Origin of the sequence: Streptomyces sp. NBC_00091 (assembly GCF_026343185.1) — a bacterium.
GTDB lineage: Bacteria > Actinomycetota > Actinomycetes > Streptomycetales > Streptomycetaceae > Streptomyces.
This window is the reverse complement of sequence record NZ_JAPEMA010000001.1, coordinates 429,578-453,505: the sequence shown is the minus strand read 5'-3', so window position 1 is coordinate 453,505 and position 23,928 is coordinate 429,578. Positions and strand designations below refer to the sequence as shown.

The following is a 23,928-nucleotide window of genomic DNA, read 5'->3' as shown; positions in this document are numbered from 1 at the left end:
GTGGCGCACGGGTGTTATCGACCGTCAGGTCCCATGTCCCGCCCGGTGTACGTCTGGTGCCCGGTCGGGCGACCGGGGAGGGGTTGCTCCAGCCTGCGCGGCCGCCTCCGTGGCCGCCACCGGTCCGGGGCTGTCCGGGTGACGGCGTGCCGCGTAGTGCCATTTATCCGCATCTGACCCGCCGGGCTTCCCCGCCGGGCTTCCCTGTCGAGTTCCCCGGCCGCCGGTCGCCGCGCACGCGTGTCCACCGAATCCGGGCATGCCGGAGCGTCCGCCTGGTGGACGGCTCCGGCGGGCCGCGAGGTGCGCGCCTCGTCCCCGCCCCCGGACATGTACTAGAGTTATCTCGACATCGAGATATCTGCCGAAGGCGTACCGCAAGCCGCCCCCGCAGGTAAGGGCTACCTAACTTAGCCTTACCTTAGCGGATTGGCCACAGGGCGTGGCGGCAGGATTGCGGTTATACGCGCGAGATCATGCATGAAGGAGACTGTCGTGTCGGCGAACAGCTTCGACGCCCGCAGCACGCTGCAGGTGGGCGACGAGTCGTACGAGATCTTCCGGCTGGACAAGGTCGAGGGCGCCGCGCGCCTTCCCTACAGCCTGAAGGTCCTGCTGGAGAACCTGCTCCGTACCGAGGACGGCGCGAACATCACCGCCGACCACATCCGGTCGCTCGGTAACTGGGACTCGCAGGCCCAGCCCAGCGAGGAGATCCAGTTCACGCCGGCTCGCGTGATCATGCAGGACTTCACCGGCGTTCCCTGCGTCGTGGACCTCGCCACCATGCGCGAGGCCGTGAAGGCCCTCGGCGGCGACCCGGCGAAGATCAACCCGCTCTCGCCCGCCGAGATGGTCATCGACCACTCGGTCATCGCCGACAAGTTCGGCACGAAGGACGCCTTCGCGCAGAACGTCGAGCTGGAGTACGGCCGCAACAAGGAGCGCTACCAGTTCCTGCGCTGGGGCCAGACCGCCTTCGACGACTTCAAGGTCGTCCCCCCGGGCACCGGCATCGTCCACCAGGTCAACATCGAGCACCTGGCCCGCACGGTCATGGTCCGTAACGGCCAGGCGTACCCCGACACCCTCGTCGGCACCGACTCGCACACCACCATGGTCAACGGCCTCGGTGTGCTGGGCTGGGGCGTCGGCGGCATCGAGGCCGAGGCCGCGATGCTCGGCCAGCCGGTCTCCATGCTGATCCCGCGCGTCGTGGGCTTCAAGCTGACCGGCGAGCTGCCCACCGGCACCACCGCCACCGACCTGGTGCTGACCATCACCGAGATGCTGCGCAAGCACGGTGTCGTCGGCAAGTTCGTCGAGTTCTACGGTGAGGGCGTCGCCGCCACCTCCCTCGCGAACCGCGCCACCATCGGCAACATGTCGCCGGAGTTCGGCTCCACCGCCGCCATCTTCCCGATCGACGACGAGACGCTGAAGTACCTGCGCCTGACGGGCCGCGACGCCCAGCAGGTCGCCCTGGTCGAGGCGTACGCCAAGGAGCAGGGCCTGTGGCTGGACCCGGCCGCCGAGCCGGACTTCTCCGAGAAGCTGGAGCTCGACCTCTCCACGGTCGTCCCCTCCATCGCCGGCCCGAAGCGCCCGCAGGACCGCATCGTCCTCGCCAACGCCTCCCAGCAGTTCGCCCAGGACGTGCGCAACTACGTCGAGGACGACGACGAGGCGGGCAAGGAGTCCTTCCCGGCCTCCGACTCCCCGGCCACCGTCGACGGCGTGCCGACCCGCCCGACCCAGGTCACCCTGGCCGACGGCACCTCCTTCGAGATCGACCACGGCGCCGTCACCGTCGCCGCGATCACCTCCTGCACCAACACCTCGAACCCCTACGTCATGGTCGCCGCGGCGCTCGTGGCCAAGAAGGCGGTCGAGAAGGGCCTGACCCGCAAGCCGTGGGTCAAGACCACCCTGGCCCCGGGCTCGAAGGTCGTCACCGACTACTTCGACAAGGCCGGCCTCACCCCGTACCTCGACAAGATGGGCTTCAACCTCGTCGGGTACGGCTGCACCACCTGCATCGGCAACTCCGGTCCGCTGGACGAGGAGATCTCGAAGGCGATCAACGAGCACGACCTCGCGGTCACCTCGGTGCTCTCCGGCAACCGCAACTTCGAGGGCCGGATCAACCCCGACGTCAAGATGAACTACCTGGCCTCCCCGCCGCTGGTCGTCGCGTACGCCATCGCGGGCTCCATGAAGGTGGACATCACCACCGAGGCCATCGGCGTCGACACCGAGGGCAACCCGGTCTTCCTCAAGGACATCTGGCCCTCCGAGGCCGAGGTCAACGACGTCGTGGCGAACGCCATCGGCGAGGACATGTTCAGCAAGTCCTACCAGGACGTCTTCGCGGGCGACGCCCAGTGGCAGGCGCTGTCGATCCCGACCGGCAACACCTTCGAGTGGGACCCGCAGTCCACCTACGTCCGCAAGCCCCCTTACTTCGAGGGCATGACGATGGAGACCACCCCGGTCTCCGACATCGCCGGCGCCCGCGTGCTGGCGAAGCTGGGCGACTCGGTCACCACCGACCACATCTCCCCGGCCGGTGCCATCAAGGCCGACACCCCGGCCGGCAAGTACCTCACGGAGCACGGCGTCGAGCGCCGCGACTTCAACAGCTACGGCTCCCGCCGCGGCAACCACGAGGTCATGATCCGCGGTACCTTCGCCAACATCCGCCTGCGCAACCAGATCGCCCCGGGCACCGAGGGCGGCTTCACCCGCGACTTCACCGTCGAGGGCGCGCCGGTCTCCTTCATCTACGACGCCTCCCAGAACTACCAGGCCGCCGGCATCCCGCTGGTCATCCTGGCGGGCAAGGAGTACGGCTCCGGCTCCTCCCGCGACTGGGCGGCCAAGGGCACCGCGCTGCTCGGCGTCAAGGCCGTCATCGCCGAGTCCTACGAGCGCATCCACCGCTCCAACCTGATCGGCATGGGCGTCCTGCCCCTGCAGTTCCCCGAGGGCGCCACCGCGGCCTCCCTGGGCCTCACCGGCGAGGAGACCTTCTCCTTCACCGGTGTGGAGGAGCTGAACAACGGCACCACCCCGCGCACGGTCAAGGTCACCACCGACACCGGTGTCTCCTTCGACGCGGTCGTCCGCATCGACACGCCGGGTGAGGCCGACTACTACCGCAACGGCGGCATCATGCAGTACGTCCTGCGGAACCTCATCCGCGGCTAAGGGCGCGCCAGGCGGAGCGATCCGCCGCCTATCGGCACCATAGGGCCGTATCCCCGTTAAGGGGGTACGGCCCTTCCGCTTTTCGCGGCGGCGGTTTCAGATGACGGACAGGTCTCAACTCGGAAAAGCCGGGAACGATAGTTGCGCACGATCTTGCTGAGCCGAGCGGAAGTGGACTATACCTGTGGCCGTCCGGGCTGCTGCGGCAAAGTTGCCCCGGCCGGGGGTGGCGCGATCAGAGACTGTCGCGCTCGCACCCCCGGCAACTGGCTCCACATCCAAGCACCTTCACCATGCGACGAAGGCGAGGACATGAGCGTGACTCCACCCACCGGCGATGCGGCGGGCTTCCAACCCGAAGGTTGCGGTCCAGCCCGAAACGACCCCTCGCAGGGCGGCAAGAACCTACCACGTGAGGGCCTTGGCCGCCGCGACCTGATCAAGCGCTCCGCGGCACTCGGACTTGTCTCGGTGCCGACGATGAGCTTCCTGTCCGCCTGCGCCTCCGGCGGTGAGGACACCACGAAGGGCCCCGACAAGGGGCTCGTGTCCAAGGAGAACCCCTTCGGCGTCGCCAAGGGCGGCAAGCTCGACGTGGTCATCTTCAAGGGCGGTTTCGGCGACGACTACGCGAAGGCCTGGGAGGCCGCCTTCGACAAGAAGTGGGGCACCACCAGCTCCCACCTGGCCACGCAGGAGATCGCGGCCAAGCTCCAGCCCCGGTTCAACACCGGCAACCCGCCGGACGTCCTCAACGACTCCGGCGCCCAGATGATCAAGATCGACGTGCTCGCCAAGGGCGGCCAGCTCGCCGACCTCAGCGCGGTCCTCGACGCCCCCTCGCTCGACGACCCGAACAAGAAGGTCCGCGACACCCTGATCCCCGGCACGGTCCAACAGGGCACCCAGGGCGGAAAGTTCGTCGCCCTGAACTACGTCTACACCGTCTTCGGACTCTGGTACTCCGGCAAGCTCTTCAAGGAGAAGGGCTGGACCGAGCCGAAGACCTGGGACGAGTTCCTGGCCGTCTGCGCCAAGGCCAAGGAGGCCGGCATCGGCGGCCTGGCCCACCAGGGCAAGTACCCGTACTACATCAATGTCGTCATCATGGACCTGATCGCCAAGAAGGGCGGTCTGGAGGCCATGAAGGCCATCGACAACCTGGCGCCGAACGCCTTCGAGGGCAACCCCGCCGCCCTGGCCGCCGTCGAGGCCGTCTACGAGGTGGTCGAGAAGGGCTACCTCATGCCGGGCACCAACGGCCTGACCCACACGGAGTCCCAGACCGCCTGGAACCAGTACAAGGCGGCCTTCATCCCCTCCGGCTCCTGGCTGGAGAACGAGCAGCTCAAGCAGACCCCGGAGGACTTCGACATGAAGTTCCTGCCGGTGCCGGTGCTCGCCGACAGCAAGCTGCCCTTCACCGCCATCCGGGCGGGGGCCAACGAGGCCTTCGTCGTCCCGGAGAAGGCCGCCAACAAGGCCGGCGGCATGGAGTTCCTGCGCTCCATGCTCTCCCGCGAATGGTCGACGATCTTCGCCCAGCAGGCCAACTCCCTCACCGTCGTCAAGGACGGCGTGGACCCCGGCGTCAAGCTCCGCCCGGGCACCCAGTCCGCCGTCGCCGCGGTCAAGACGGCCGGGGAGAACACCTTCAACTACCTCTACCCCGACTGGTACAGCGAGATGGACGCCGACATCCAGAACGCGTCCAATGAGCTGATGGCCCAGCGGATCCAGCCAAAGGAGTGGATCAAGCGGGCGCAGGCTGCGGTAGACAAGGCTGCCAAGGACCCCAACGCCAAGAACAACCACCGCAGCTGACCCCACGTCCACCGGCAGCGTCATCAGGGACGGACACCATGAGCCAAGTAGCCCGGGGCAGGGGACGGACCGGCTTCATCGCCGGCTTCCTCGTCCTGCCGCTCGCGCTGTATCTGACTTTCGTCATCTGGCCGTACATCCAGACGTTCGGCTATTCCTTCACCAACTGGTCGGGCCAGTCACCGACGTTCGACTTCGTCGGCCTGGAGAACTACTCCACCCTGATGAAGGACGAGGTCTTCCGCGGCGCCCTGTGGCACAACCTGCTGCTCCTGGTGTTCGTCCCGGTGATCACCATCCTGCTGGCCCTCTTCTTCGCCTTCATGGTGAACGCCGGAGGGCGCAGCGGGGCGGGCGGGGTGCGGGGCGTACGGGGATCGGCCTTCTACAAGATCGTCTACTTCTTCCCGCAGGTCCTCTCCCTCGCCATCCTCGCGGTGCTCTTCGGAGCGGTGTACCGCAGCGACGAGGGCGGCCTGCTGAACGGATTCCTCGCCAAGGTCGGTCTCGTCGACCCCGCCCACCCCGTCGAATGGCTCAACCAGCCCGACCTCGTCCTGTGGTGCCTGCTGCTGGTGGTGGTCTGGCACGGGGTCGGCTTCTACCTGGTCCTCTTCTCGGCGGCGATGCAGTCCGTACCCAAGGACATCTACGAGGCCGCCCTGCTCGACGGCGCCGGGCGCGCCCAGACCTTCCTCAAGGTCACGCTGCCCCTGCTGTGGGACTCTGTGCAGACCTCCGCGGTCTACCTGGGCATCGCCGCGATGGACATGTTCGTCCTGGTGTCGACCATGACCTCGGGCCAGTTCGGCGGCGGACCCGACCACCACAGCGAGGTCATGGCCACGGTGCTGATGCGCAACTTCCTGTACTTCGGCAAGAGCGGATACGCCTGCGCCATGGGCGTGGTCATGCTCCTCCTGACCATGATCCTCTCCATCGTCACGCTGCGCGCCACCCGCCGCGAGCGCATCGAGTTCTGAGAGGAGTGCCACGATGACTGCACAGTCCACAGTGACCAAGGCACCGGGCGAGCCCTCGGCCGAGCGGGACGGCGCCGCCGGCGGCCGCCGCGCCCGGGAGGGCGGTGGCCGCCGCTCCGACGGCATGGTGCTCAACGTCTTCTCGCACGGCTTCCTCGCCGTCTGGGCGATACTGATCGTCCTGCCCCTGATCTGGCTGGCGCTCGGCTCGTTCAAGACCGACACGCAGATCGGCGCCTCGGCCCTCAGCTGGCCCGCCAACTGGCACTTCGACGCCTTCGGCCGTGCCTGGGACAAGGGCATCGGCGGCTACTTCGGCCACACGCTGATCGTGATGGCCTTCTCGGTCCCGCTGACCATGCTGTTCGGCTCCATGGCCGCGTACGTCCTGGCCCGCTACCCCTTCCGGGGGAACCGGATCATCTACTACTTCTTCGTCAGCGGGGCGATGTTCCCCGTCTTCCTGGCGCTCGTACCGCTGTTCTTCATGGTCAAGCGCCTGGACATGCTCAACACGTACCAGGGGCTGATCCTGGTCTACATCGCCTACTCGATGCCCTTCACCGTCTTCTTCATGCACTCCTTCTTCCGCACCCTGCCGACGGCGGTGCACGAGGCGGCGGTGATCGACGGGGCCTCCGACACCCGGATCTTCTTCCAGGTGATGCTGCCGATGGCCAAGCCGGGCCTGATCAGCGTGGGGATATTCAATGTCCTGGGCCAGTGGAACCAGTACATCCTGCCCTCCGTGCTGATGCAGCCCCAGAGCGGATCGGACCCCGAGCGCTACATGCTCACCCAGGGCCTGATCCAGCTCCAGTACCAGATGGGCTACGAGACGGACCTGCCGGTGCTGTTCGCCGGCGTGACCATCGCGATGATCCCGATGCTGGTGGTCTACCTGTCCTTCCAGCGCCAGATCCAGGCGGGCCTCACTTCGGCGACGCTGAAGTAGCGGTCCGGGGTGGCCGACGTTCTGGTGGATCCAGGGCTTGCGGTGCGCACCTCACGCGGGCACCGCCGACCAGCTCACCGCCGAGACCGAAGGGTCGAGCGAGAGGTTGCTGACCGCTTCCTCCAGCGCCCGGCCCGTCTCCCCCTCGGCGGTCAGCAGGGCCGACACCGTCACCCGGCCGGGCACCGGGCCGTCCTGGCTGCGGATCTCCCGCAGCTGGTAGCCCGGCCGGCCCAGCGCGTCGACCAGCCGGTGGCGGATGTGGGCCTCCTCCGCCTCCAGACAGACGGCCTCGAAGTGGTAGTCGGTGGCCACCTCCGCCCCACCGCCCGGCTCGCGGTCCAGGCGCCGGCCCAGCGGGCGCAGCAGGAGGTTGGCCCCCACCACGCCCACCGTGCCGAAGGCGGCGAGGACGAACAGGCCCACCCCGGCCAGGCAGCCCACGGCCGCCGAACACCACAGGGTGGCGGCCGTGTTCAGGCCCCGGACGCTCAGCCCGTCCCGCATGATCACCCCGGCGCCGAGGAAGCCGATCCCCGAGACGATCTGGGCCGCGACCCGCGAGCCGTCGTAGTTCACCTCGGAGACCGCGCTCAGGAACCCGTACTGCGAGAGCAGCACGAACAGCGCCGCCCCGCCCGCCACCAGGGCGTTCGTACGCAGTCCCGCCATCCGGGCGCGCCACTGCCGTTCCAGGCCGATGACGGCCCCGAAGCCGAGGGCCGCGGCCAGGTGCCCGGCCATCTCCCATTGCGTGAGCAGTGTCATCGGCCGTCCTCCTTCTTAGAGCCAGGTGTTGAAGCGGCGGATGTACCAGGTCTTCACCAGCTGCGTGAGCGCGCAGTACGCGAGCAGTACGCCGATCAGCCAGGGGAAGTAGCCCGCCGGCAGGGCGACGAAGCCCAGCGAGGCGGCCAGCGGGGAGAAGGGCAGGTAGAGCCCGGTCAGCACCGCGAGGACGGTCATCACCATCACCGGCCAGGAGGCGCGGGACTGGATGAAGGGGATCTTGCGGGTGCGGATCATGTGGACGATCAGGGTCTGCGAGAGCAGGCCCTCGATGAACCAGCCGGACTGGAAGAGCGCCTGGTTCGCCTCGCTGTTGGCGGCGAACACGTTCCACATGACGACGAACATCGCGATGTCGAAGATGGAGCTGATCGGGCCGATGCAGAGCATGAAGCGGCCGATGCCCTTGGCGTCCCAGTTGCGGGGCTTGCGCAGGTACTCCTCGTCCATCCGGTCCCACGGGGTGGCCAGCTGGGCGATGTCGTAGACCAGGTTCTGGACCAGCAGCATGATCGCGAGCATCGGCTGGAAGGGGATGAACGCGCTCGCCACCAGCACCGAGAAGACATTGCCGAAGTTCGACGACGCCGTCATCTTGATGTACTTGATCGTGTTGCCGAAGGTGGTCCGGCCCTGGACCACGCCCTGCTCGAGGACGGTCAGGTCCTTCTCCAGCAGGATGATGTCCGCCGACTCCTTGGCGATGTCGACGGCGGTGTCGACCGAGATGCCGACATCGGCGTCGCGCAGGGCGGCTGCGTCGTTGATCCCGTCACCGAGGAAGCCGACGGTGTGCCCCTCGGCCTGCAGGGCCCGTACGATCCGGGCCTTCTGGACCGGGTTGACCTTGGCGAAGACCGTCGTACGGGCGGCCAGCGCGCGCAGTTCGGTGTCGTCGAGGGTGTCGATCTCGGTGCCGCCGACCACGTGGCCGACGGTGAGGCCGACGTCGGCGCAGACCCGGGCGGCGACGAGCTCGTTGTCGCCGGTCACCACCTTGACCGCGATGCCCTTGTCAGCGAGGCCCTGCAGGGCCTGGGCGGCGTCGGCCTTCGGCGGGTCGAGGAAGGCGAGGAAGCCGACCAGGGTCAGCTGGTCCTCGTCGGCGACCGTGTAGGTGTCGCGGGGGGTGCTCATCGTGCGGGTGGCGACGGCGAGGACGCGCAGGCCCTTGCGGTTGTTGTCCTCGGCGATGCGCGAGACGTGCCAGCGCAGCTGCTCGGTCAGCTCGACCTTCTGCCCGCGGTCCGTCATGTGCGTGCACAGGGCGAGGACTTCCTCGACGGCACCCTTGGTGATCATGACGTGCTCGGAGCGGCCGAGGTCGCCCACGATGCTGTTGCGGTTCAGGACCACGGACATCCGGCGCCGGGCGAAGTCGAAGGGGATCTCGTCGACCATCGAGAACCGAGCGTCGACGACAACCTCCTCGGCCTCGCCCACGCGGTCGATGACCGCCTGGTCCATCAGGTTCTTCAGGCCGGTCTGGAAGTGCGAGTTGAGGTAGCCGTACTCCAGGACCTCGTTGTCGTCGTCGCCGTGCACGTCCAGGTAGCGGTCCAGGACGATCCGGTCCTCGGTGAGGGTGCCGGTCTTGTCCGTGCAGAGCACGTCCATGGCGCCCAGGTTCTGGATCGCGTTGAGCCGCTTGACGACGACCTTGCGCTTGGACATCGCCACGGCGCCGCGCGCCAGGTTGGCCGAGACCACCATCGGCAGCATCTCGGGGGTGAGGCCGACCGCCACGGCGATGCCGAGGAGGAAGGCGGCCTCCCAGTCGCCCTTGGTGAAGCCGTTGATCATGAAGACGATCGGGACCATCACCAGCATGAAGCGGATCAGCAGGAAGCTGACCTTGCGCACGCCGGTGTCGAAGTTGGTCTCCGGGCGCTCGCCGACCAGGGAGCCGGCCATCGAGCCGAAGTAGGTGTCGGCGCCGGTGGCGACGACGACTCCGGTCGCGGTCCCGGAGGTGACCGAGGTCCCCATCAGGCAGAGGTTGTCGGCCTCCACCGGGTCGGTGGTCGCCTGCTGGCCGAGGTCGTGGGGACGAGTGTCGGCCTTGGCGACCGGCAACGACTCGCCGGACAGCGCCGCCTGGCCGACCATCAGGTCCTTGGAGGTGATCAGCCGCAGGTCGGCCGGGATCAGGTCGCCGGCGGCGAGCTTGATCAGGTCGCCCGGGACCACCTGGTCCATCGGGACCTCGAAGGTGGTGGGGCCCGAGCCGCTGCCGGCCCGGCGCTGCACCGCGCAGGTGGTGGTGACGAGCTTCTTCAGCGCGTCGGCGGCCCGGCCCGAGCGGTACTCCTGCCAGAAGCGGAGCAGTCCGCTGATCCCGACCATCACCGAGAGGATGATGACGCCCGGGTCCGCCGGGTCCTGCCAGTACATGACGGCCGCGAGGAAGACCAGGACCCCGATGAAGGGGTTCCAGTACGCCTTCGCGAGCTGGACGAACCACAGGGGCGCGCGCTCCTGGGCGACGACATTGGTGCCGTGGCGCTCCAGGCGCAGCGCGGCCTCGGCGTGGGTGAGGCCATTGCCGGAGGCGTCCACTTCCTGCAGGACCTGGACGCCCGGGCGGGCGCTGGCCCGGGCGAGCCGCTCGCCGACGGTGCGGGTACGGGCCTCCAGCTCGGCGGCCTTGCGCTCGCGGCGGGCCCGGCCCGGGGGTGCGAGCTTCGTGGGGGTACGGGGGGTGAGCATGGTCATGACGAAAACCTCCCTCCACGGTGTCCGGGCAGCGCGGAGCCGCGCGGTCACGTGGAGTGATCATGGGAGGGCGCAGGGTGGCGGCGAACGCCACGGGGTGCGCCGTGGGCATGGATGACGTATGCCTGACAGGAGAGTCAGGGCATGCGGAAGGAAGGGAAAGGAGGGTTCCCCAGAGGAACGGACAGGGGAACGGATGCGGGAACGGCGCTGGGCCGCCGCCGTGCGGACGCACGATCGGTCAGTGGATCAGCCGGTCAGTGGACCGGCGGGTCAGCCGTCGAGGGCAGCGCTGCGAGGACTTCGATCGGGACTCATCCCGAACACCTCCTCGCGTAGCGCTGTCATGGCACGGCGCCAGGTCCGGCCTGGAAAGGCCGCAGAGGACCGGCGCCTCAGCGACCGTAGCACGATCTTCGAGGCCCTTGTTCATACTTTCGGGCCATGTGTCCGGTTCGCTCCGCCTCAGGCTCTTGACGGCTGGATACCCAAAGGCTCGACTTAAGGTTCACAAGTTGGAGAGACGCCGGGGTCTCGGAGCGGGCAGCCGCGACGACCGGCCGGGGGGCGACGGATGGCCGTCGCTTATGGGCAGGAGTGGATGAGTCGTGCAGACTCCCGGATCGCAGTCCTCGCTGCATCGCGCGAACCTCGAGCGGGTCGTGCGGGCCGTGCGCCTCGCCGGTTCGCTGACCCAGGCGGAGATCGCCCGCACCACCGGACTGTCGGCGGCCACGGTCTCCAACATCGTCCGTGAGCTGAGGGAGGGCGGGACCGTCGAGGTCACCGACACCTCGGCCGGCGGCCGCCGGGCCCGCAGCGTCTCCCTCAGCGGGGACGCGGGCATCGTGATCGGCGTGGACTTCGGCCACACCCACCTGCGGGTGGCCGTGGGCAACCTCGCGCACCAGGTGCTGGCCGAGGAGGCCGAGCCACTGGACGTGGACGCCTCCTGGGTGGACGGCTTCGACCGGGCGGAATCGCTGGTCGGGCGGCTGATCGCGGGCGTGGGCGTGGGCCGCGACAAGGTCATCGGCGTGGGGCTCGGCGTCCCGGGCCCCATCGACGTGGAGTCCGGCACCCTGGGCTCGACCGCGATCCTGCCGGGCTGGGCCGGGATCAACCCCCGCCAGGAGCTCTCCCAGCGCCTGGGCGTACCGGTCTACGTGGACAACGACGCGAACCTCGGCGCCCTGGGGGAGCTGGTCTGGGGCAGTGGCCGGGGGGTCCGGGACCTGGCGTACATCAAGGTCGCGAGCGGTGTGGGCGCGGGCCTGGTGATCAACGGTCAGATCTACCGGGGACCCGGCGGCACCGCCGGGGAGATCGGGCACATCACCCTGGACGAATCGGGCCCCGTCTGCCGCTGCGGCAACCGCGGCTGCCTGGAGACCTTCGCCGCCGCCCGCTACGTGCTGCCGCTGCTCCAGGGCACCCACGGACCGGAGCTGACGATGGAAAAGGTGGTCGAGCTGGCCCGGGCCGGGGACCCGGGCTGCCGCCGGGTCATCACCGACGTGGGCCGGCACGTCGGCAGCGGCGTGGCCAGCCTCTGCAACCTCCTGAACCCGAGCCGGGTGGTGCTGGGCGGCTCGCTCGCCGAGGCGGGCGAGCTGGTGCTGGCGCCGATCCGCGAGTCCGTGGGGAGGTACGCGATCCCCAGCGCGGCCCGCCAGTTGTCGGTCCTCACCGGCTCGCTGGGCGGCCGTGCGGAGGTACTCGGCGCACTGGCCCTCGTACTCAGCGAGATGGGCGATTCGACGCTTTTGGCGGAAAATGGCATTGGGATGCGAGCCCCGGCCGCCATGTCTTCAGTTAGATAACGGATGGCACCGTTGTCATCTCGTTAAGGATTCACTCCTTGACGGCAAACTTGCGGCCGGGGTTGACTCACACCCACCTCGGCCGCAGCGTTGCGGCCTCGTCAGGGAGGTTCAACGAATGAACACGCGTATGCGTAGAGCCGCCGTAGCCGTCGCCGCCGGCGCCATGGCCGTCTCGCTGGCCGCTTGTGGCAGCGCCAAGGAAGCGGGCGGCGAGAAGAAGCCCTCGAACGCCGCCGCCACCGGTGACGCCATCAAGGTCGGTCTGCTCCTGCCCGAGAACCAGACCGCGCGCTACGAGAAGTTCGACAAGCCGCTGATCGAGAAGAAGATCGCGGATCTCACCGGCGGCAAGGCCGAGGTGGTCTACGCCAACGCCAAGCAGGACGCGACCACGCAGAACTCCCAGGTCGACACGATGATCACCAACAAGGTGAACGTGCTGATCGTCGACGCGGTCGACGCCAAGGCCATCGCCGGCGCGGTCAAGAAGGCCAAGGACGCCGGCATCCCGGTCGTCGCCTACGACCGCCTGGCCGAGGGCCCGATCGACGCCTACACCTCCTTCGACAACGAAGAGGTCGGCAAGGTCCAGGGCAAGGCGCTGCTGGAGGCCCTGGGCGACAAGGCCAAGGACGGCCAGATCGTCATGATGAACGGCTCCGTCACCGACCCGAACGCCGCGCTGTTCAAGAAGGGCGCCCACTCCGTCCTCGACGGCAAGGTGACCATCGGCAAGGAGTACGACACCAAGGAGTGGAAGCCGGAGAACGCCAACACCAACATGGCGGGCGCGCTGACCGCGCTCGGCAAGGACAAGGTGATCGGCGTCTACTCCGCGAACGACGGCATGGCCGGCGGCATCATCACCGCCCTCAAGGCCGCCGGTCTGTCCCCCCTGCCCCCGGTCACCGGCCAGGACGCCGAACTCGCCGGTGTGCAGCGGATCGTGGCGGGCGAGCAGTTCATGAGCGTCTACAAGCCGTACGCCCCCGAGGCCGCGGCCGCCGCCGAGATGGCCGTCGCCCTCGCCAAGGGCGAGAAGATCGACGGGATCATCAACAACAAGGTCGACAGCCCGACCGCCAAGGGCGTTCCGTCCGTGCTGATCCCGGTCGTCTCGCTCACCAAGGCCAACATCAAGGACACCGTCGTCAAGGACGGCGTCTACACGGTCGACGAGATCTGCACCGACAAGTTCGCGACCGCCTGCACCACCATCGGCCTCAAGTAGGGCCCCGTCGCCGCCGCTGCGCCGCGGCGCCCCCCCGTGCTCTGCCCGGCGCCCCGCCCCTCATACCCCGCCATCCGCGGGGCGCCGGGCAGAAACGCTTCATCACTCGTTCGTCCCATCACTCGCTTGTCGTATCCCCATCCGCCCCGCTCCTGCTCTTTTGCACGACATCCCCGCCGGTCAGGCGGCGAAGGAGATGGTTCATGTGTCCGCTGCGCCCGTGCTGGCGTTGCGAGGGGTCTCGAAGCGGTTCGGCGCCGTCCAGGCCCTGACCGACGTAGAACTCGAGATCCACTCCGGTGAGGTCGTCGCCCTGGTCGGCGACAACGGCGCCGGCAAGTCCACGCTGGTCAAGACGATCGCCGGCGTGCACCCCATCGATGACGGAGTCATCGAGTGGGAGGGCCGCCCGGTCTCCATCGGCAAGCCCCACGACGCCCAGAACCTCGGCATCGCGACCGTCTACCAGGACCTCGCGCTGTGCGACAACATCGACGTCGTCGGCAACCTCTTCCTGGGCCGCGAGCTCAAGCGCTTCGGCGTACTCGACGAGGTGGAGATGGAGCGCCGCGCCCGCGCGCTCCTGACCACCCTGTCCATCCGGATCCCCAGTGTCCGGATCCCCATCGCCTCGCTCTCCGGCGGCCAGCGCCAGACCGTGGCGATCGCCCGCTCGATGCTGGGCGAGCCCCAGCTCGTCATCCTCGACGAGCCCACCGCCGCCCTCGGCGTCGAGCAGACCGCACAGGTCCTCGACCTCGTGGAGCGGCTGCGCGAGCGAGGCCACGCCGTCATCCTCATCAGCCACAACATGGCCGATGTGAAGGCCGTCGCCGACAAGGTGGCGGTGCTGCGGCTGGGCCGCAACAACGGCGTCTTCAATGTCGCCGACACCTCGAAGGAAGAGATCATCTCCGCCATCACCGGGGCCACGGACAACGCCGTGACCCGCCGGGCGGCCCGCACCGGGGAGGCCCGACAGTGAGCACCGAACACCACACCCCTGCGGAAGAGGTGGCTCAGCTCGCCAACCCCGCCGCCCCGGCGGACGCCATCCCCGCGGTGGACCCGCGCCTGCTCGTGCGGGCGGAGGGCCTCTACGGCTACTGGATCGAGTTCGTCCGCAAGATGAAGGCCGGCGACCTGGGCTCGATCCCGGTCGTCCTCGGCCTGATCATCATCTGGGGCATCTTCCAGGGCCTGAACGCGAACTTCCTCTCCCCGGAGAACCTCACCAACATCGCGATCACGATGGTCGCCACCGGCATGATGGCCGTCGGCATCATCTTCGTGCTGCTGCTCGGCGAGATCGACCTCTCGGTCGGCTCCGTCAGCGGTGTCTCGGGCGCGATCGTCGCCGTCCTCGCCGTCACCCACGGCGTGAACGAATGGGTCGCGATCCTCGCCGCCATCGCCGGCGGCGCCCTGATCGGGGCCGTCCACGGCTTCTTCTTCGCCAAGATCGGCGCCCCGGCCTTCGCCGTCACCCTGTCCGGCCTGCTGTTCTGGTCCGGCGCGATGCTCCAGATCCTCGGCAGCAACGGCACCATCAACCTCGACTCCGAGGGTGTCGTCGGACAGCTCACGACGTACTTCTTCTCGGACGTGGCCGCCGGCTACGGCCTCGCGGCGGTCGCCGTGGCGGCGTACTTCCTCGCCACCTTCTTCGACAACCGCCGCCGGGAGGCCGCCGGGGTTCCCTCGCGGCCGCTCACCGAGATCCTGCTGCGCACCGGCCTGCTCGCCGTCTTCACCTTCGGGCCCGCCGTGGTGTTCAACCAGTACAAGGGCCTGCCGCTCGCGGTGGTGCTCTTCGTGCTGGCCCTGGTCGCCACGGACTTCGTCCTGCGCCGTACTTCCTTCGGCCGCAACGTCTTCGCCCTCGGCGGCAGCGTCGAGGCCTCCCGCCGCGCGGGCATCAACGTCAACGGCATCCGCATCGCGGTCTTCGCCATCGCCGGCACCTTCGCCGCCATCGGCGGGCTCTTCTGGGCCTCCAAGATCGCGGCGGCCAACCAGAGCGCCGGCGCCGGTGACCTGCTGATGAACGTGATCGCGGCGGCCGTCATCGGCGGCACCAGCCTCTTCGGCGGGCGCGGCCGGACCTGGAACGCCCTCCTCGGCGTCATGGTCATCACCTCCATCCAGTACGGTCTGGCCCTGGAGGGGATCGCGACTCCGATCCAGTACATGATCACCGGTGCGGTTCTGCTGGCCACGGTGGTCATCGACTCGGTCACCCGCAAGACCCAGAAGACGGCCGGACGCGCCTGACCGTGCGACCCCGGTCCGTACCCAGGCGGTAAGACCCGTCACAGTGCCCGGTGCCACTCCGTGTGGCACCGGGCACCTGTGCGTACATGTGTGCGTACAGGTGTGCGGGTATACGCCCGTTTGGCATGTGTGATTCAGCAGCGAGGTGTACAGGTATGACAAAGGTGTGACCCGCCAGGTACCGCCCGATGACCGCCCTCGCGAGCGGAACATTAGACTCGACAGACCAGCAAGCAACTGCAAGGAGGCACGGGTGCTGCTGACCCGCATCAAGGGACCGCGCGATCTGGACCGGCTCAGCCAGGAGGAGCTCAACCAGCTCGCCGCCGAGATCAGGTCCTTCCTCGTCGACGCCGTCTCCAAGACCGGCGGGCACCTCGGCCCCAACCTCGGCGTGGTCGAACTGACGATCGCCCTGCACCGGGTCTTCGAATCGCCCAAGGACAAGGTCCTCTTCGACACCGGCCACCAGGCCTACGTCCACAAGCTGCTCACCGGCCGCCAGGACTTCGCCGGCCTGCGCACGAAGAACGGCCTGTCCGGCTACCCCTCGCGCGCCGAGTCCGACCACGACGTGATCGAGAACTCGCACGCCTCCACGGTGCTGGGCTGGGCCGACGGCCTCGCCAAGGCCAACGAGGTGCTCGGCCGCGAGGACCACCACGTCGCCGCCGTCATCGGCGACGGCGCGCTGACCGGCGGCATGGCCTGGGAGGCGCTGAACAACATCGCCGCCGCCAAGGACCGCCCGCTCGTCATCGTCGTCAACGACAACGAGCGCTCGTACGGGCCCACCATCGGCGGCCTGGCCAACCACCTGGCCACCCTGCGCACCACGGACGGCTACGAGCGCTTCCTGGCCCGTGGCAAGGAGATCCTGGAGCGCACCCCGGTCGTCGGGAAGCCGCTCTTCGAGACCCTGCACGGCGCCAAGAAGGGCCTCAAGGACTTCATCGCCCCGCAGGGCATGTTCGAGGACCTGGGCCTGAAGTACATCGGCCCCATCGACGGCCACGACATCGAGGCCCTGGAGTCCGCCCTGACCCGCGCCAAGCGGTTCAGCGGCCCGGTCATCGTGCACTGCCTCACCCAGAAGGGCCGCGGCTACACCCCGGCCCTGGAACACGAGGCGGACCGTTTCCACGCGGTCGGCGTGATCCACCCGGACACCGGCCTGCCGGTCAAGACCGCCGCGGCCAGCTGGACCTCCGTCTTCGCCGACGAGATGGTCAAGCTCGGCCACGAGCGCGAGGACATCGTCGGCATCACCGCCGCCATGCTGCACCCGGTCGGCCTCAACAAGTTCGCCGAGGCCTTCCCGGACCGCATCTACGACGTCGGCATCGCCGAGCAGCACGGCGCCACCTCGGCCGCCGGCCTGGCGACCGGCGGGGTCCACCCCGTCTTCGCCGTCTACGCGACCTTCCTCAACCGCGCCTTCGACCAGGTCCTCATGGACGTGGCCCTGCACAAGTGCGGGGTCACCTTCGTGCTGGACCGGGCCGGGGTCACCGGTGACGACGGCGCCTCCCACAACGGCATGTGGGACATGTCCATCCTCCAGGTCGTCCCCGGCCTGCGGCTGGCCGCCCCGCGCGACGCCGAGCAGCTGCGCGCGCAGCTGCGCGAGGCCGTCGAGGTCAAGGACGCCCCGACCGTCGTGCGCTACTCCAAGGGCGTCGTCGGCCCGGCCGTCCCCGCCGTCGGCAGGATCGGCGGCATGGACGTCCTGCGCACCCCGGCCCCCGAGGTCACCCGTCCGGACGTACTGCTCGTCTCGGTCGGCGCCCTCGCGCCGATGTGCCTGGAGATCGCCGACCTCCTCGACAAGCAGGGCATCTCCACGACCGTGGTCGACCCCCGCTGGGTCAAGCCCGTGGACGAGGCCCTGGCCCCGCTCGCCGACCGGCACCGGGTCGTCGTCACCGTCGAGGACAACGGCCGCACCGGCGGTGTGGGCGCCGCCGTGTCCCAGGCCCTGCGCGACGCGGGCGTCGACGTACCGCTGCGCGACTTCGGCATCCCGCAGCGCTTCCTCGACCACGCGCTGCGCAAGGAGATCATGGCCGAGATCGGCCTGACCGCCCCGGACATCGCCCGGCAGGTCACCGGCCTGGTCGCCAAGCTGGACGGGCGCTACGAGAGCGAGCCGGCCGCCGCCGTCGACTAGCCCCCGCGGACGGGATCGCGCGGTTGCACGTCACGGGCCGGGAGATCACCCTTGAAGGGTGGGCCTCCCGGCCCGTTCGCGTACGCCCCTTGGAGGTGCGTCGGTGAGCAGGGATCTGAACAGCCCCTTCCGCACCAAGACGGTGGAACAGTCCATCCGTGACACGGAGGAGCCGGAGCACGCGCTCCGCAAGTCGCTCTCCGCCTGGGACCTGACCGTCTTCGGTGTCGGCGTCATCATCGGTACCGGCATCTTCGTCCTCACGGGCATCGCGGCCCGCAACAACGCCGGACCCTCCACCGCCCTCGCCTTCGTGGTGTCGGGCGTGGTCTGTGCCCTCGCGGCCCTCTGCTACGCCGAGTTCGCGTCCACCGTCCCGGTGGCCGGATCGGCGTACACCTTCGCCTACGCCTCGATCGGCGAGCTGCCCGCCTGGATCATCGGCTGGGACCTGGTGCTCGAGTTCGCGCTCGGCACCGCCGTCGTGGCGGTCGGCTGGTCCGGGTACGTGCGCAACCTCATGGAAACGAACCTGGGCTGGGACATGCCCGTCGCGCTGTCCGGGCCCGACGAGGGCGGATCCTTCGACCTGCTGGCCTTCCTGCTGGTCCTGCTGCTGACCGCGATCCTCGTCGTCGGGACGAAGCTGTCGGCCCGGATCACCGCGATCGTCGTCGCCATCAAGGTCACCGTGGTGCTGCTGGTCATCGTCGCCGGCCTGTTCTTCATCAAGGCGGACAACTACTCCCCGTTCATCCCCCCGGCCGAGCCACAGCCCGGCGGAGGCGGCTGGAAGGCGCCACTGGTCCAGCTGCTGTTCGGGTACGAGCCCACCAACTTCGGCGTCATGGGCATCTTCACCGCGGCCTCCCTCGTCTTCTTCGCCTTCATCGGCTTCGACGTCGTGGCCACCGCGGCCGAGGAGACCAAGAATCCCCAACGGGACATGCCGCGCGGCATCCTCGGCTCGCTGCTCATCTGCACGGTGCTGTACGTCGCCGTGACGGTGGTGGTCACCGGCATGCAGTACTACAAGGAGATGTCGCCGACCGCCCCGCTCGCCGCCGCCTTCAAGGCCGTGGACCAGCCCTTCTTCTCAGGCGCCATCAGCCTCGGTGCGTCCGTCGGCCTCATCACGGTCTGCATGATCCTGCTGCTGGGCCAGACACGCGTGTTCTTCGCGATGAGCCGTGACGGACTGCTGCCGCGCGTCTTCTCCGTCACCCACCCGAAGTACCGCACCCCCTACCGGGCCACCGTGCTCCTCGGTGTGGTCATCGCGGTCCTGGCGGGCTTCACCAGCCTCGAGAAGCTCGCGGAACTGGTGAACATCGGCACCCTGTTCGCCTTCGTGATCGTGGCCCTCGGCGTGATCATCCTGCGCCGGACCCGCCCCGACCTGCACCGGGCCTTCCGCACCCCCTGGGTGCCGGTGATCCCGATCCTGTCGATGGCGGCCTCGCTCTGGCTGATGCTCAACCTGCCGGCCGAGACCTGGCTCCGCTTCGGGATCTGGATGGCGGTCGGCTTCGTCGTCTACTTCCTGTACGGCCGCCGCAAGAGCCGCCTGGCCCAGGTCGGCCAGGACGCGGAGTTCTAGAGGCGGCCGCCGGCCGTCAGGAGGACGACGGGGACGGCCCGGGCGCCGGGGACTTGGCGCCCGGGCCGCCCTTGGTGCCCGGGCCTCCCTTGGCGGGGGAGTCCTTCGCCGAGGCGGGGACCTTCTGGTCGGCGCGCAGGGCCTCCCACAGCCGGGAGGCCTGCTCCTGTGCGACGACGACCCGGTTCGGGTCCACCTTGTCGTAGGCCACCGGCAGCATGATGGTCTCCATAGTGGACGGGTCCACGCGCTTCATGCTCCGCGCGAAGTCGGACAGCGCGGTGAGCGAGGCCAGATCGGAGTCGGTGGTCAGCGACTTGGTGCCGGCGTCGGCGAGCTTGTAGAGCCGCGCCGGGTTGCCGAGGGCGTCCTGCTTCTGGATCTCGGACAGCATCGCGAGCATGAACTGCTGCTGGAGGCCTATGCGTCCGAGGTCGCTGCCGTCGCCGTAGCCGTAGCGCGTGCGTACGAACTTCAGCGAGTCCGTGCCGTTCAGCCGGTGCGTTCCCGCGTCCAGCTTGAGGCCGCCCTTCGAGCCGGTCATCGGCTTGTCGAGGGTGACCGTGACCCCGCCGAGGGCGTCCACCAGCCCCTTGAACCCGGCGAAGTCCACCTCCACGAAGTGGTCCACGCGGATCCCGGACAGCTGCTCCACCGTTTTGACCACGCAGGCGGGACCGGCCAGCGAGTAGACCGAGTTGAACATGACCCGGTCGGCCGACGGGACGCTGGCCCCGTCCTTGTCCTTGCACTCGGGCCGGGTGATGAGGGTGTCGCGCGGGATGCTCACCGCGGTGGCCCGGGCCCGGCCCTCGGGTATGTGCACCAGCATCGCGGTGTCGGAGCGGGCCCCGCTGACGTCGCCGTGGTCGAGCTCCCCGTTGGCGCCTGCGCGGGAGTCGGAGCCGAGGACCAGGATGTTCTGCGCGTTCTCGGCCACCTTCGGCGGCCGGTTGTCCGCGCCGATCGCCTGGTCCAGGTCGACGCTGTCGATGTTCCCGTTGAGGTGGCTGTACGCCCACCAGCCGGACCCCGCCGCGCCGAGGACCACCACGGCCGCCGTCCAGGCCAGCCCCCGCCGGATCCGGCTGCCGCGGGACCGGGGCGTCGTCGTGGTGGTGGAGTCTGAAGTCATGCCCGGGGACCGGCCTTCCGAACGGGTGTGTGGAATCTCGCGGGCTTCACGATAAGCGGAGGAGGGCGTCAGAAGGCCCCCGAGGTATCCTGATTGTGTTCGAGCGGCGAAGCGGAAGGGTTGCTTGCGGTCCCATGGTGAGGCGAGCCAGAGGCAAGGCGCACACTTCCGCACAGCACCCGCCCGCATCCGGACGAGCCCCCGCGCGTGACTGGGATTCGGTCGCCCTCGGCCCCGTGGCCGGGCGCTGGCTCCTGGCCGGCAAGGACGGGCGCCTCACCGCCTACGCGCGCGCCGAGAACGGCCTGCTGCGCTGGACCGAGCGCGCCCCGGGCGGCCCCGAGTGGAGCGGTCCCGAGTTCTTCCCCGCCGAGGGACTGGCCGACCTGGCCGTCGGTCAGGGCCCGGACGGATACGCCCACTTCGTCGGCAGGCGCCAGGAGCGCCGCGAGGAGACCGTCACCGTCACCTACCACCACGCGGTGCAGTACCAGAGCGGCCGCCCGATGGGCCCCTGGGACTCCCTCGGCACCCTCTACCAGAAGCCCGACATGTCCCACCGCGGCGGCCCGCCGGCCCTGGCCGTCGACGCCCAGGGCGCACCCCACGTCTTCGTCCGCAATGCCGGGCGCGGGGTCCACGTACGGCGCCAGGACACGAAGGGGAACTGGAGCGCCTGGGAGGACCTGCGCGGCAGCAAGACCTTCGAGGGGGCCGCCGCCGACTCGACCGCTGAGGGCCGCGTCTGGCTCGCGGTGCCCGGCGAGAAGGGCATATCGCTGTGGGCCCAGAGCGGCCCCGGCCGCTCCCTGCGCAAGAGCGGGGACGTTCCGTACCTCGCCCAGGACGGCTCGCTGCGCACGCTGGAGACGGCCCCGGGCCGCGTCACCCACTTCTGGCACGCGGCCGACGGGAGCGGGGTGTCCGCCTGCCGGGAGGGCGCCGGGGTGTTCGGCCTCGGCGGGGGACCGGGCCACGGGGCGGTGGCCGCCGTCCGCGCGCTGGTCGACGGCTACGACTGCACGGTGCTGGCCCACCGCACCGTGGGCGGCCGTACGGCGCTGGCCGCGTACCCCACCGAGCAGGAGGCCGTCGGGCTCTGGTGGACCGAGATCGGCGAGGAGTGCCTGGGCTCCCCGGCCCTCGCGGTCGACGCGGGCGGCCGGGTGGTCATCGCTTCGATCAGCGCCCGCGGTGAACTGCTGGTCAACCGGCAGAAGGACAACTCCGGCCTGTCACTGGGCCGTTGGCAGCGGTACTGACCGGTCGGGAGGACGCCCTCTCTGCGGCGGGATCCGGGCCAGGTTGTGCCGGTCCACCGCCAGCGCCGATATCCGGCGCAGGAAGTCCACCGACCGCTCGGCGGTGTCCGGGGTGATCCAGGCGTCGTCGATCTCGCACAGCTCCACCCGCACCGGCGAGCCGCGCAGCACGATCGGCAGGGTGTAGGCCACGGTCGAGGCGAAGGTCAGCACCGACTGGCCGATCGGCTCGGTGAGCGCGGTCAGTTCCAGGGGCAGTTCGGGGTGCACGATCTCCATGCCCGTGGCCCCGGCGATCCGGTCCAGCTTCTGCTGGCTCTCGCGGCGGTGTGCCAGATAGCGGCGGCCCGCGCGGCTGCGGGCGATCCAGCCGACCGCGTCGATGTACCGGTCCTCGTCGATGACCCCGGTCTCCACCAGGGAGCTGCCCGCCAGATCGGCCCCGGTGCGCACCCGCACCGGGCCGAAGGTCTCGCGGCTCCAGGCGTAGTCGTTGGGCCGGACCTCGGTGCCCGGCGGGGCGGCCACCGGCATGCAGGTGAAGAAGGTGGCGCGGTCCAGGTCCTCGCGGGCCAGCCAGCGGTTCACCGGGCCGCCCTTGGCGGAGGGCTTGAGCTCGCCCTGGTGCCAGCGGGTCAGCTGCCCTCCGTACGTCAGCAGGCTGACCAGCTCCGTGGTGGCGGTGCCGTCGTCCACGACGACCACCTCGCGGGCCTTGGAGCGCGGCAGCAGCAGCTGGATCGTGCGGGAGAACAGGTCCCCGATGACCAGGCGCCGGGCGGCCGCGACCGCGCGGCCCAGGCGCACCAGCTCGCCGGCCCGTCCCAGGTATCCCGCGCGGACCTCGTAGCGCCGCCACACCACCTTGGACTGCGAGGCGAACCGGCACAGCCGGCGGACCTGCGCACGCGAGCGCGGGTCCGTCGGCTGGAGGACGGCGATGGTGAGGGACGCTGCCTCGCCCGGGTGGACGTGGGCCCACTCCAGGACATTCAGTAGTTGAGCCGGGCTCTCCACCAGGGCGAGGGTTTCGCTCATGCCGAGGCCGTCACTCCCTCGGCGGGGAGGGTGCCCTGGACGCGGCGGAGCTTCTTCATCGGGCCGAGTTCGGACTCGTAGACGCGCTTGACGCCGTCGCCGAGGGCCGTCTCGATGGTGCGGATGTCGCGTACCAGGCGGGCGAGGCCGCCGGGCTCGACGGAGGCGGCCTGGTCGGAGCCCCACATCGCGCGGTCGAGGGTGATGTGCCGCTCGACGGCGCAGGCACCCATGGCGACGGCGGCCACGGTGGTCTGCAGGCCGGTCTCGTGGCCGGAGTAGCCGACGGGCACGTTCGGGTAGGCGGCCTCCAGGCTGTTGATGACCCGGAGGTTGAGCTCCTCGGCCTTGGCCGGGTAGGTGGAGGTGGCGTGCAGCAGGATGATGTTCTCGCTGCCGAGCACCTCCACCGCGTGCCGGATCTGCTGGGGCGTGGACATGCCGGTGGACAGGATGACCGTCTTGCCCGTGGCACGCAGGGCGAGCAGCAGCTCGTCGTCGGTCAGGGAGGCGGAGGCCACCTTGTGGGCGGGGACGTCGAACTTCTCCAGGAAGGTCACGGCCTCGGTGTCCCACGGGGAGGCGAACCAGTCCAGGCCGCGCTTGGCGCAGTGCTCGCCGATGGCCCGGTACTCGTCCTCGCCGAACTCGACGCGGTGGCGGTAGTCGATGTAGGTCATCCGGCCCCAGGGGGTGTCGCGCTCGATGTCCCACTGGTCGCGAGGGGTGCATATCTCGGGCGTGCGCTTCTGGAACTTCACCGCGTCACAGCCCGCGTCGGCGGCCGCGTCGATGAGCGCGAGGGCGTTCGCCAGCTCACCGTTGTGGTTGATCCCGATCTCGCCGATCACATAGGTGGGGCGGCCGGGGCCGACCTCCTTGTTCCCGATCCGGCGGATACGGCTGCTGTGCACCA

16 protein-coding genes are annotated in these 23,928 nt (G+C 69.3%); 11 read left to right on the top strand and 5 right to left on the bottom strand.

Annotated elements, in window-relative coordinates:
• Positions 1 to 495: 495 nt before the first annotated feature.
• The 4 genes from acnA (at position 496) to OOK34_RS01925 (ending at position 6,972) form a co-directional block, all read left to right on the top strand.
• The gene (gene acnA, locus OOK34_RS01940; RefSeq protein WP_323183390.1) at positions 496 to 3,210 is read left to right on the top strand and encodes an aconitate hydratase AcnA; all 2,715 of its coding nucleotides are present in this window, start codon (positions 496 to 498) and stop codon (positions 3,208 to 3,210) included.
• 480 nt (positions 3,211 to 3,690) lie between these two features.
• Positions 3,691 to 5,034 (top strand): N-acetylglucosamine/diacetylchitobiose ABC transporter substrate-binding protein, encoded by a 1,344-nt coding sequence (gene ngcE, locus OOK34_RS01935; protein ID WP_323183389.1) that lies wholly within the window; start codon positions 3,691 to 3,693, stop codon positions 5,032 to 5,034.
• Between the two features lie 38 nt (positions 5,035 to 5,072).
• The gene (locus OOK34_RS01930) at positions 5,073 to 6,017 is read left to right on the top strand and encodes a carbohydrate ABC transporter permease (protein WP_267032117.1); all 945 of its coding nucleotides are present in this window, start codon (positions 5,073 to 5,075) and stop codon (positions 6,015 to 6,017) included.
• A gap of 13 nt (positions 6,018 to 6,030) precedes the next feature.
• On the top strand, positions 6,031 to 6,972 hold the full coding sequence (locus tag OOK34_RS01925) for a carbohydrate ABC transporter permease (RefSeq protein WP_267032116.1): 942 nt from the start codon (positions 6,031 to 6,033) through the stop codon (positions 6,970 to 6,972).
• A gap of 51 nt (positions 6,973 to 7,023) precedes the next feature.
• Here the strand turns inward: OOK34_RS01925 and OOK34_RS01920 are convergent, their stop codons facing one another.
• Together OOK34_RS01920 and mgtA are read right to left on the bottom strand one after the other, a co-directional pair.
• Entirely contained in the window at positions 7,024 to 7,740 is a 717-nt protein-coding gene (locus OOK34_RS01920) for an MgtC/SapB family protein (protein ID WP_267032115.1), read from the bottom strand.
• Positions 7,741 to 7,755: 15 nt separating this feature from the next.
• Entirely contained in the window at positions 7,756 to 10,476 is a 2,721-nt protein-coding gene (gene mgtA, locus OOK34_RS01915; protein ID WP_267032114.1) for a magnesium-translocating P-type ATPase, read from the bottom strand.
• A gap of 608 nt (positions 10,477 to 11,084) precedes the next feature.
• On the opposite strand from mgtA, the gene OOK34_RS01910 reads away from it, so the two are divergent.
• The 6 genes from OOK34_RS01910 to OOK34_RS01885 all read left to right on the top strand — a co-directional run bounded on the left by OOK34_RS01910 (position 11,085) and on the right by OOK34_RS01885 (position 19,577).
• Positions 11,085 to 12,299 carry an ROK family transcriptional regulator gene (locus OOK34_RS01910; RefSeq protein ID WP_267032113.1) on the top strand — a complete coding sequence of 405 codons (1,215 nt, stop codon included), beginning with the start codon at positions 11,085 to 11,087 and terminating at the stop codon, positions 12,297 to 12,299.
• Between the two features lie 118 nt (positions 12,300 to 12,417).
• Positions 12,418 to 13,533: a sugar ABC transporter substrate-binding protein gene (locus tag OOK34_RS01905; RefSeq protein ID WP_267032112.1), complete on the top strand. Its 1,116-nt coding sequence runs from the start codon at positions 12,418 to 12,420 to the stop codon at positions 13,531 to 13,533.
• A 196-nt stretch (positions 13,534 to 13,729) separates the two neighbouring features.
• The gene (locus OOK34_RS01900; protein ID WP_267032111.1) at positions 13,730 to 14,518 is read left to right on the top strand and encodes an ATP-binding cassette domain-containing protein; all 789 of its coding nucleotides are present in this window, start codon (positions 13,730 to 13,732) and stop codon (positions 14,516 to 14,518) included.
• Between the two features lie 29 nt (positions 14,519 to 14,547).
• Complete coding sequence (locus OOK34_RS01895; RefSeq protein ID WP_267036589.1) at positions 14,548 to 15,807, top strand: sugar ABC transporter permease; 1,260 nt, start codon at positions 14,548 to 14,550, stop codon at positions 15,805 to 15,807.
• A gap of 253 nt (positions 15,808 to 16,060) precedes the next feature.
• Positions 16,061 to 17,977, top strand: coding sequence for a 1-deoxy-D-xylulose-5-phosphate synthase (gene dxs, locus OOK34_RS01890; RefSeq protein WP_267032110.1), 1,917 nt, complete (start codon positions 16,061 to 16,063; stop codon positions 17,975 to 17,977).
• A 103-nt stretch (positions 17,978 to 18,080) separates the two neighbouring features.
• The gene (locus tag OOK34_RS01885; RefSeq protein WP_267032109.1) at positions 18,081 to 19,577 is read left to right on the top strand and encodes an amino acid permease; all 1,497 of its coding nucleotides are present in this window, start codon (positions 18,081 to 18,083) and stop codon (positions 19,575 to 19,577) included.
• 16 nt (positions 19,578 to 19,593) lie between these two features.
• Here the strand turns inward: OOK34_RS01885 and OOK34_RS01880 are convergent, their stop codons facing one another.
• Entirely contained in the window at positions 19,594 to 20,712 is a 1,119-nt protein-coding gene (locus tag OOK34_RS01880) for an LCP family protein (RefSeq protein WP_267032108.1), read from the bottom strand.
• Between the two features lie 236 nt (positions 20,713 to 20,948).
• Between OOK34_RS01880 and OOK34_RS01875 the strand changes: the two genes are divergently transcribed.
• Positions 20,949 to 21,974 carry a hypothetical protein gene (locus tag OOK34_RS01875; RefSeq protein ID WP_267032107.1) on the top strand — a complete coding sequence of 342 codons (1,026 nt, stop codon included), beginning with the start codon at positions 20,949 to 20,951 and terminating at the stop codon, positions 21,972 to 21,974.
• Here OOK34_RS01875 and OOK34_RS01870 read toward each other — a convergent pair.
• Entirely contained in the window at positions 21,948 to 23,012 is a 1,065-nt protein-coding gene (locus OOK34_RS01870; RefSeq protein ID WP_267032106.1) for a hypothetical protein, read from the bottom strand. The two genes, OOK34_RS01875 and OOK34_RS01870, sit on opposite strands and share 27 nt — an antisense overlap.
• Positions 23,009 to 23,926: an N-acetylneuraminate synthase family protein gene (locus OOK34_RS01865; protein ID WP_267036588.1), complete on the bottom strand. Its 918-nt coding sequence runs from the start codon at positions 23,924 to 23,926 to the stop codon at positions 23,009 to 23,011. Before OOK34_RS01865 ends, OOK34_RS01870 begins: the two co-directional genes overlap by 4 nt.
• Positions 23,927 to 23,928 lie beyond the last annotated feature (2 nt).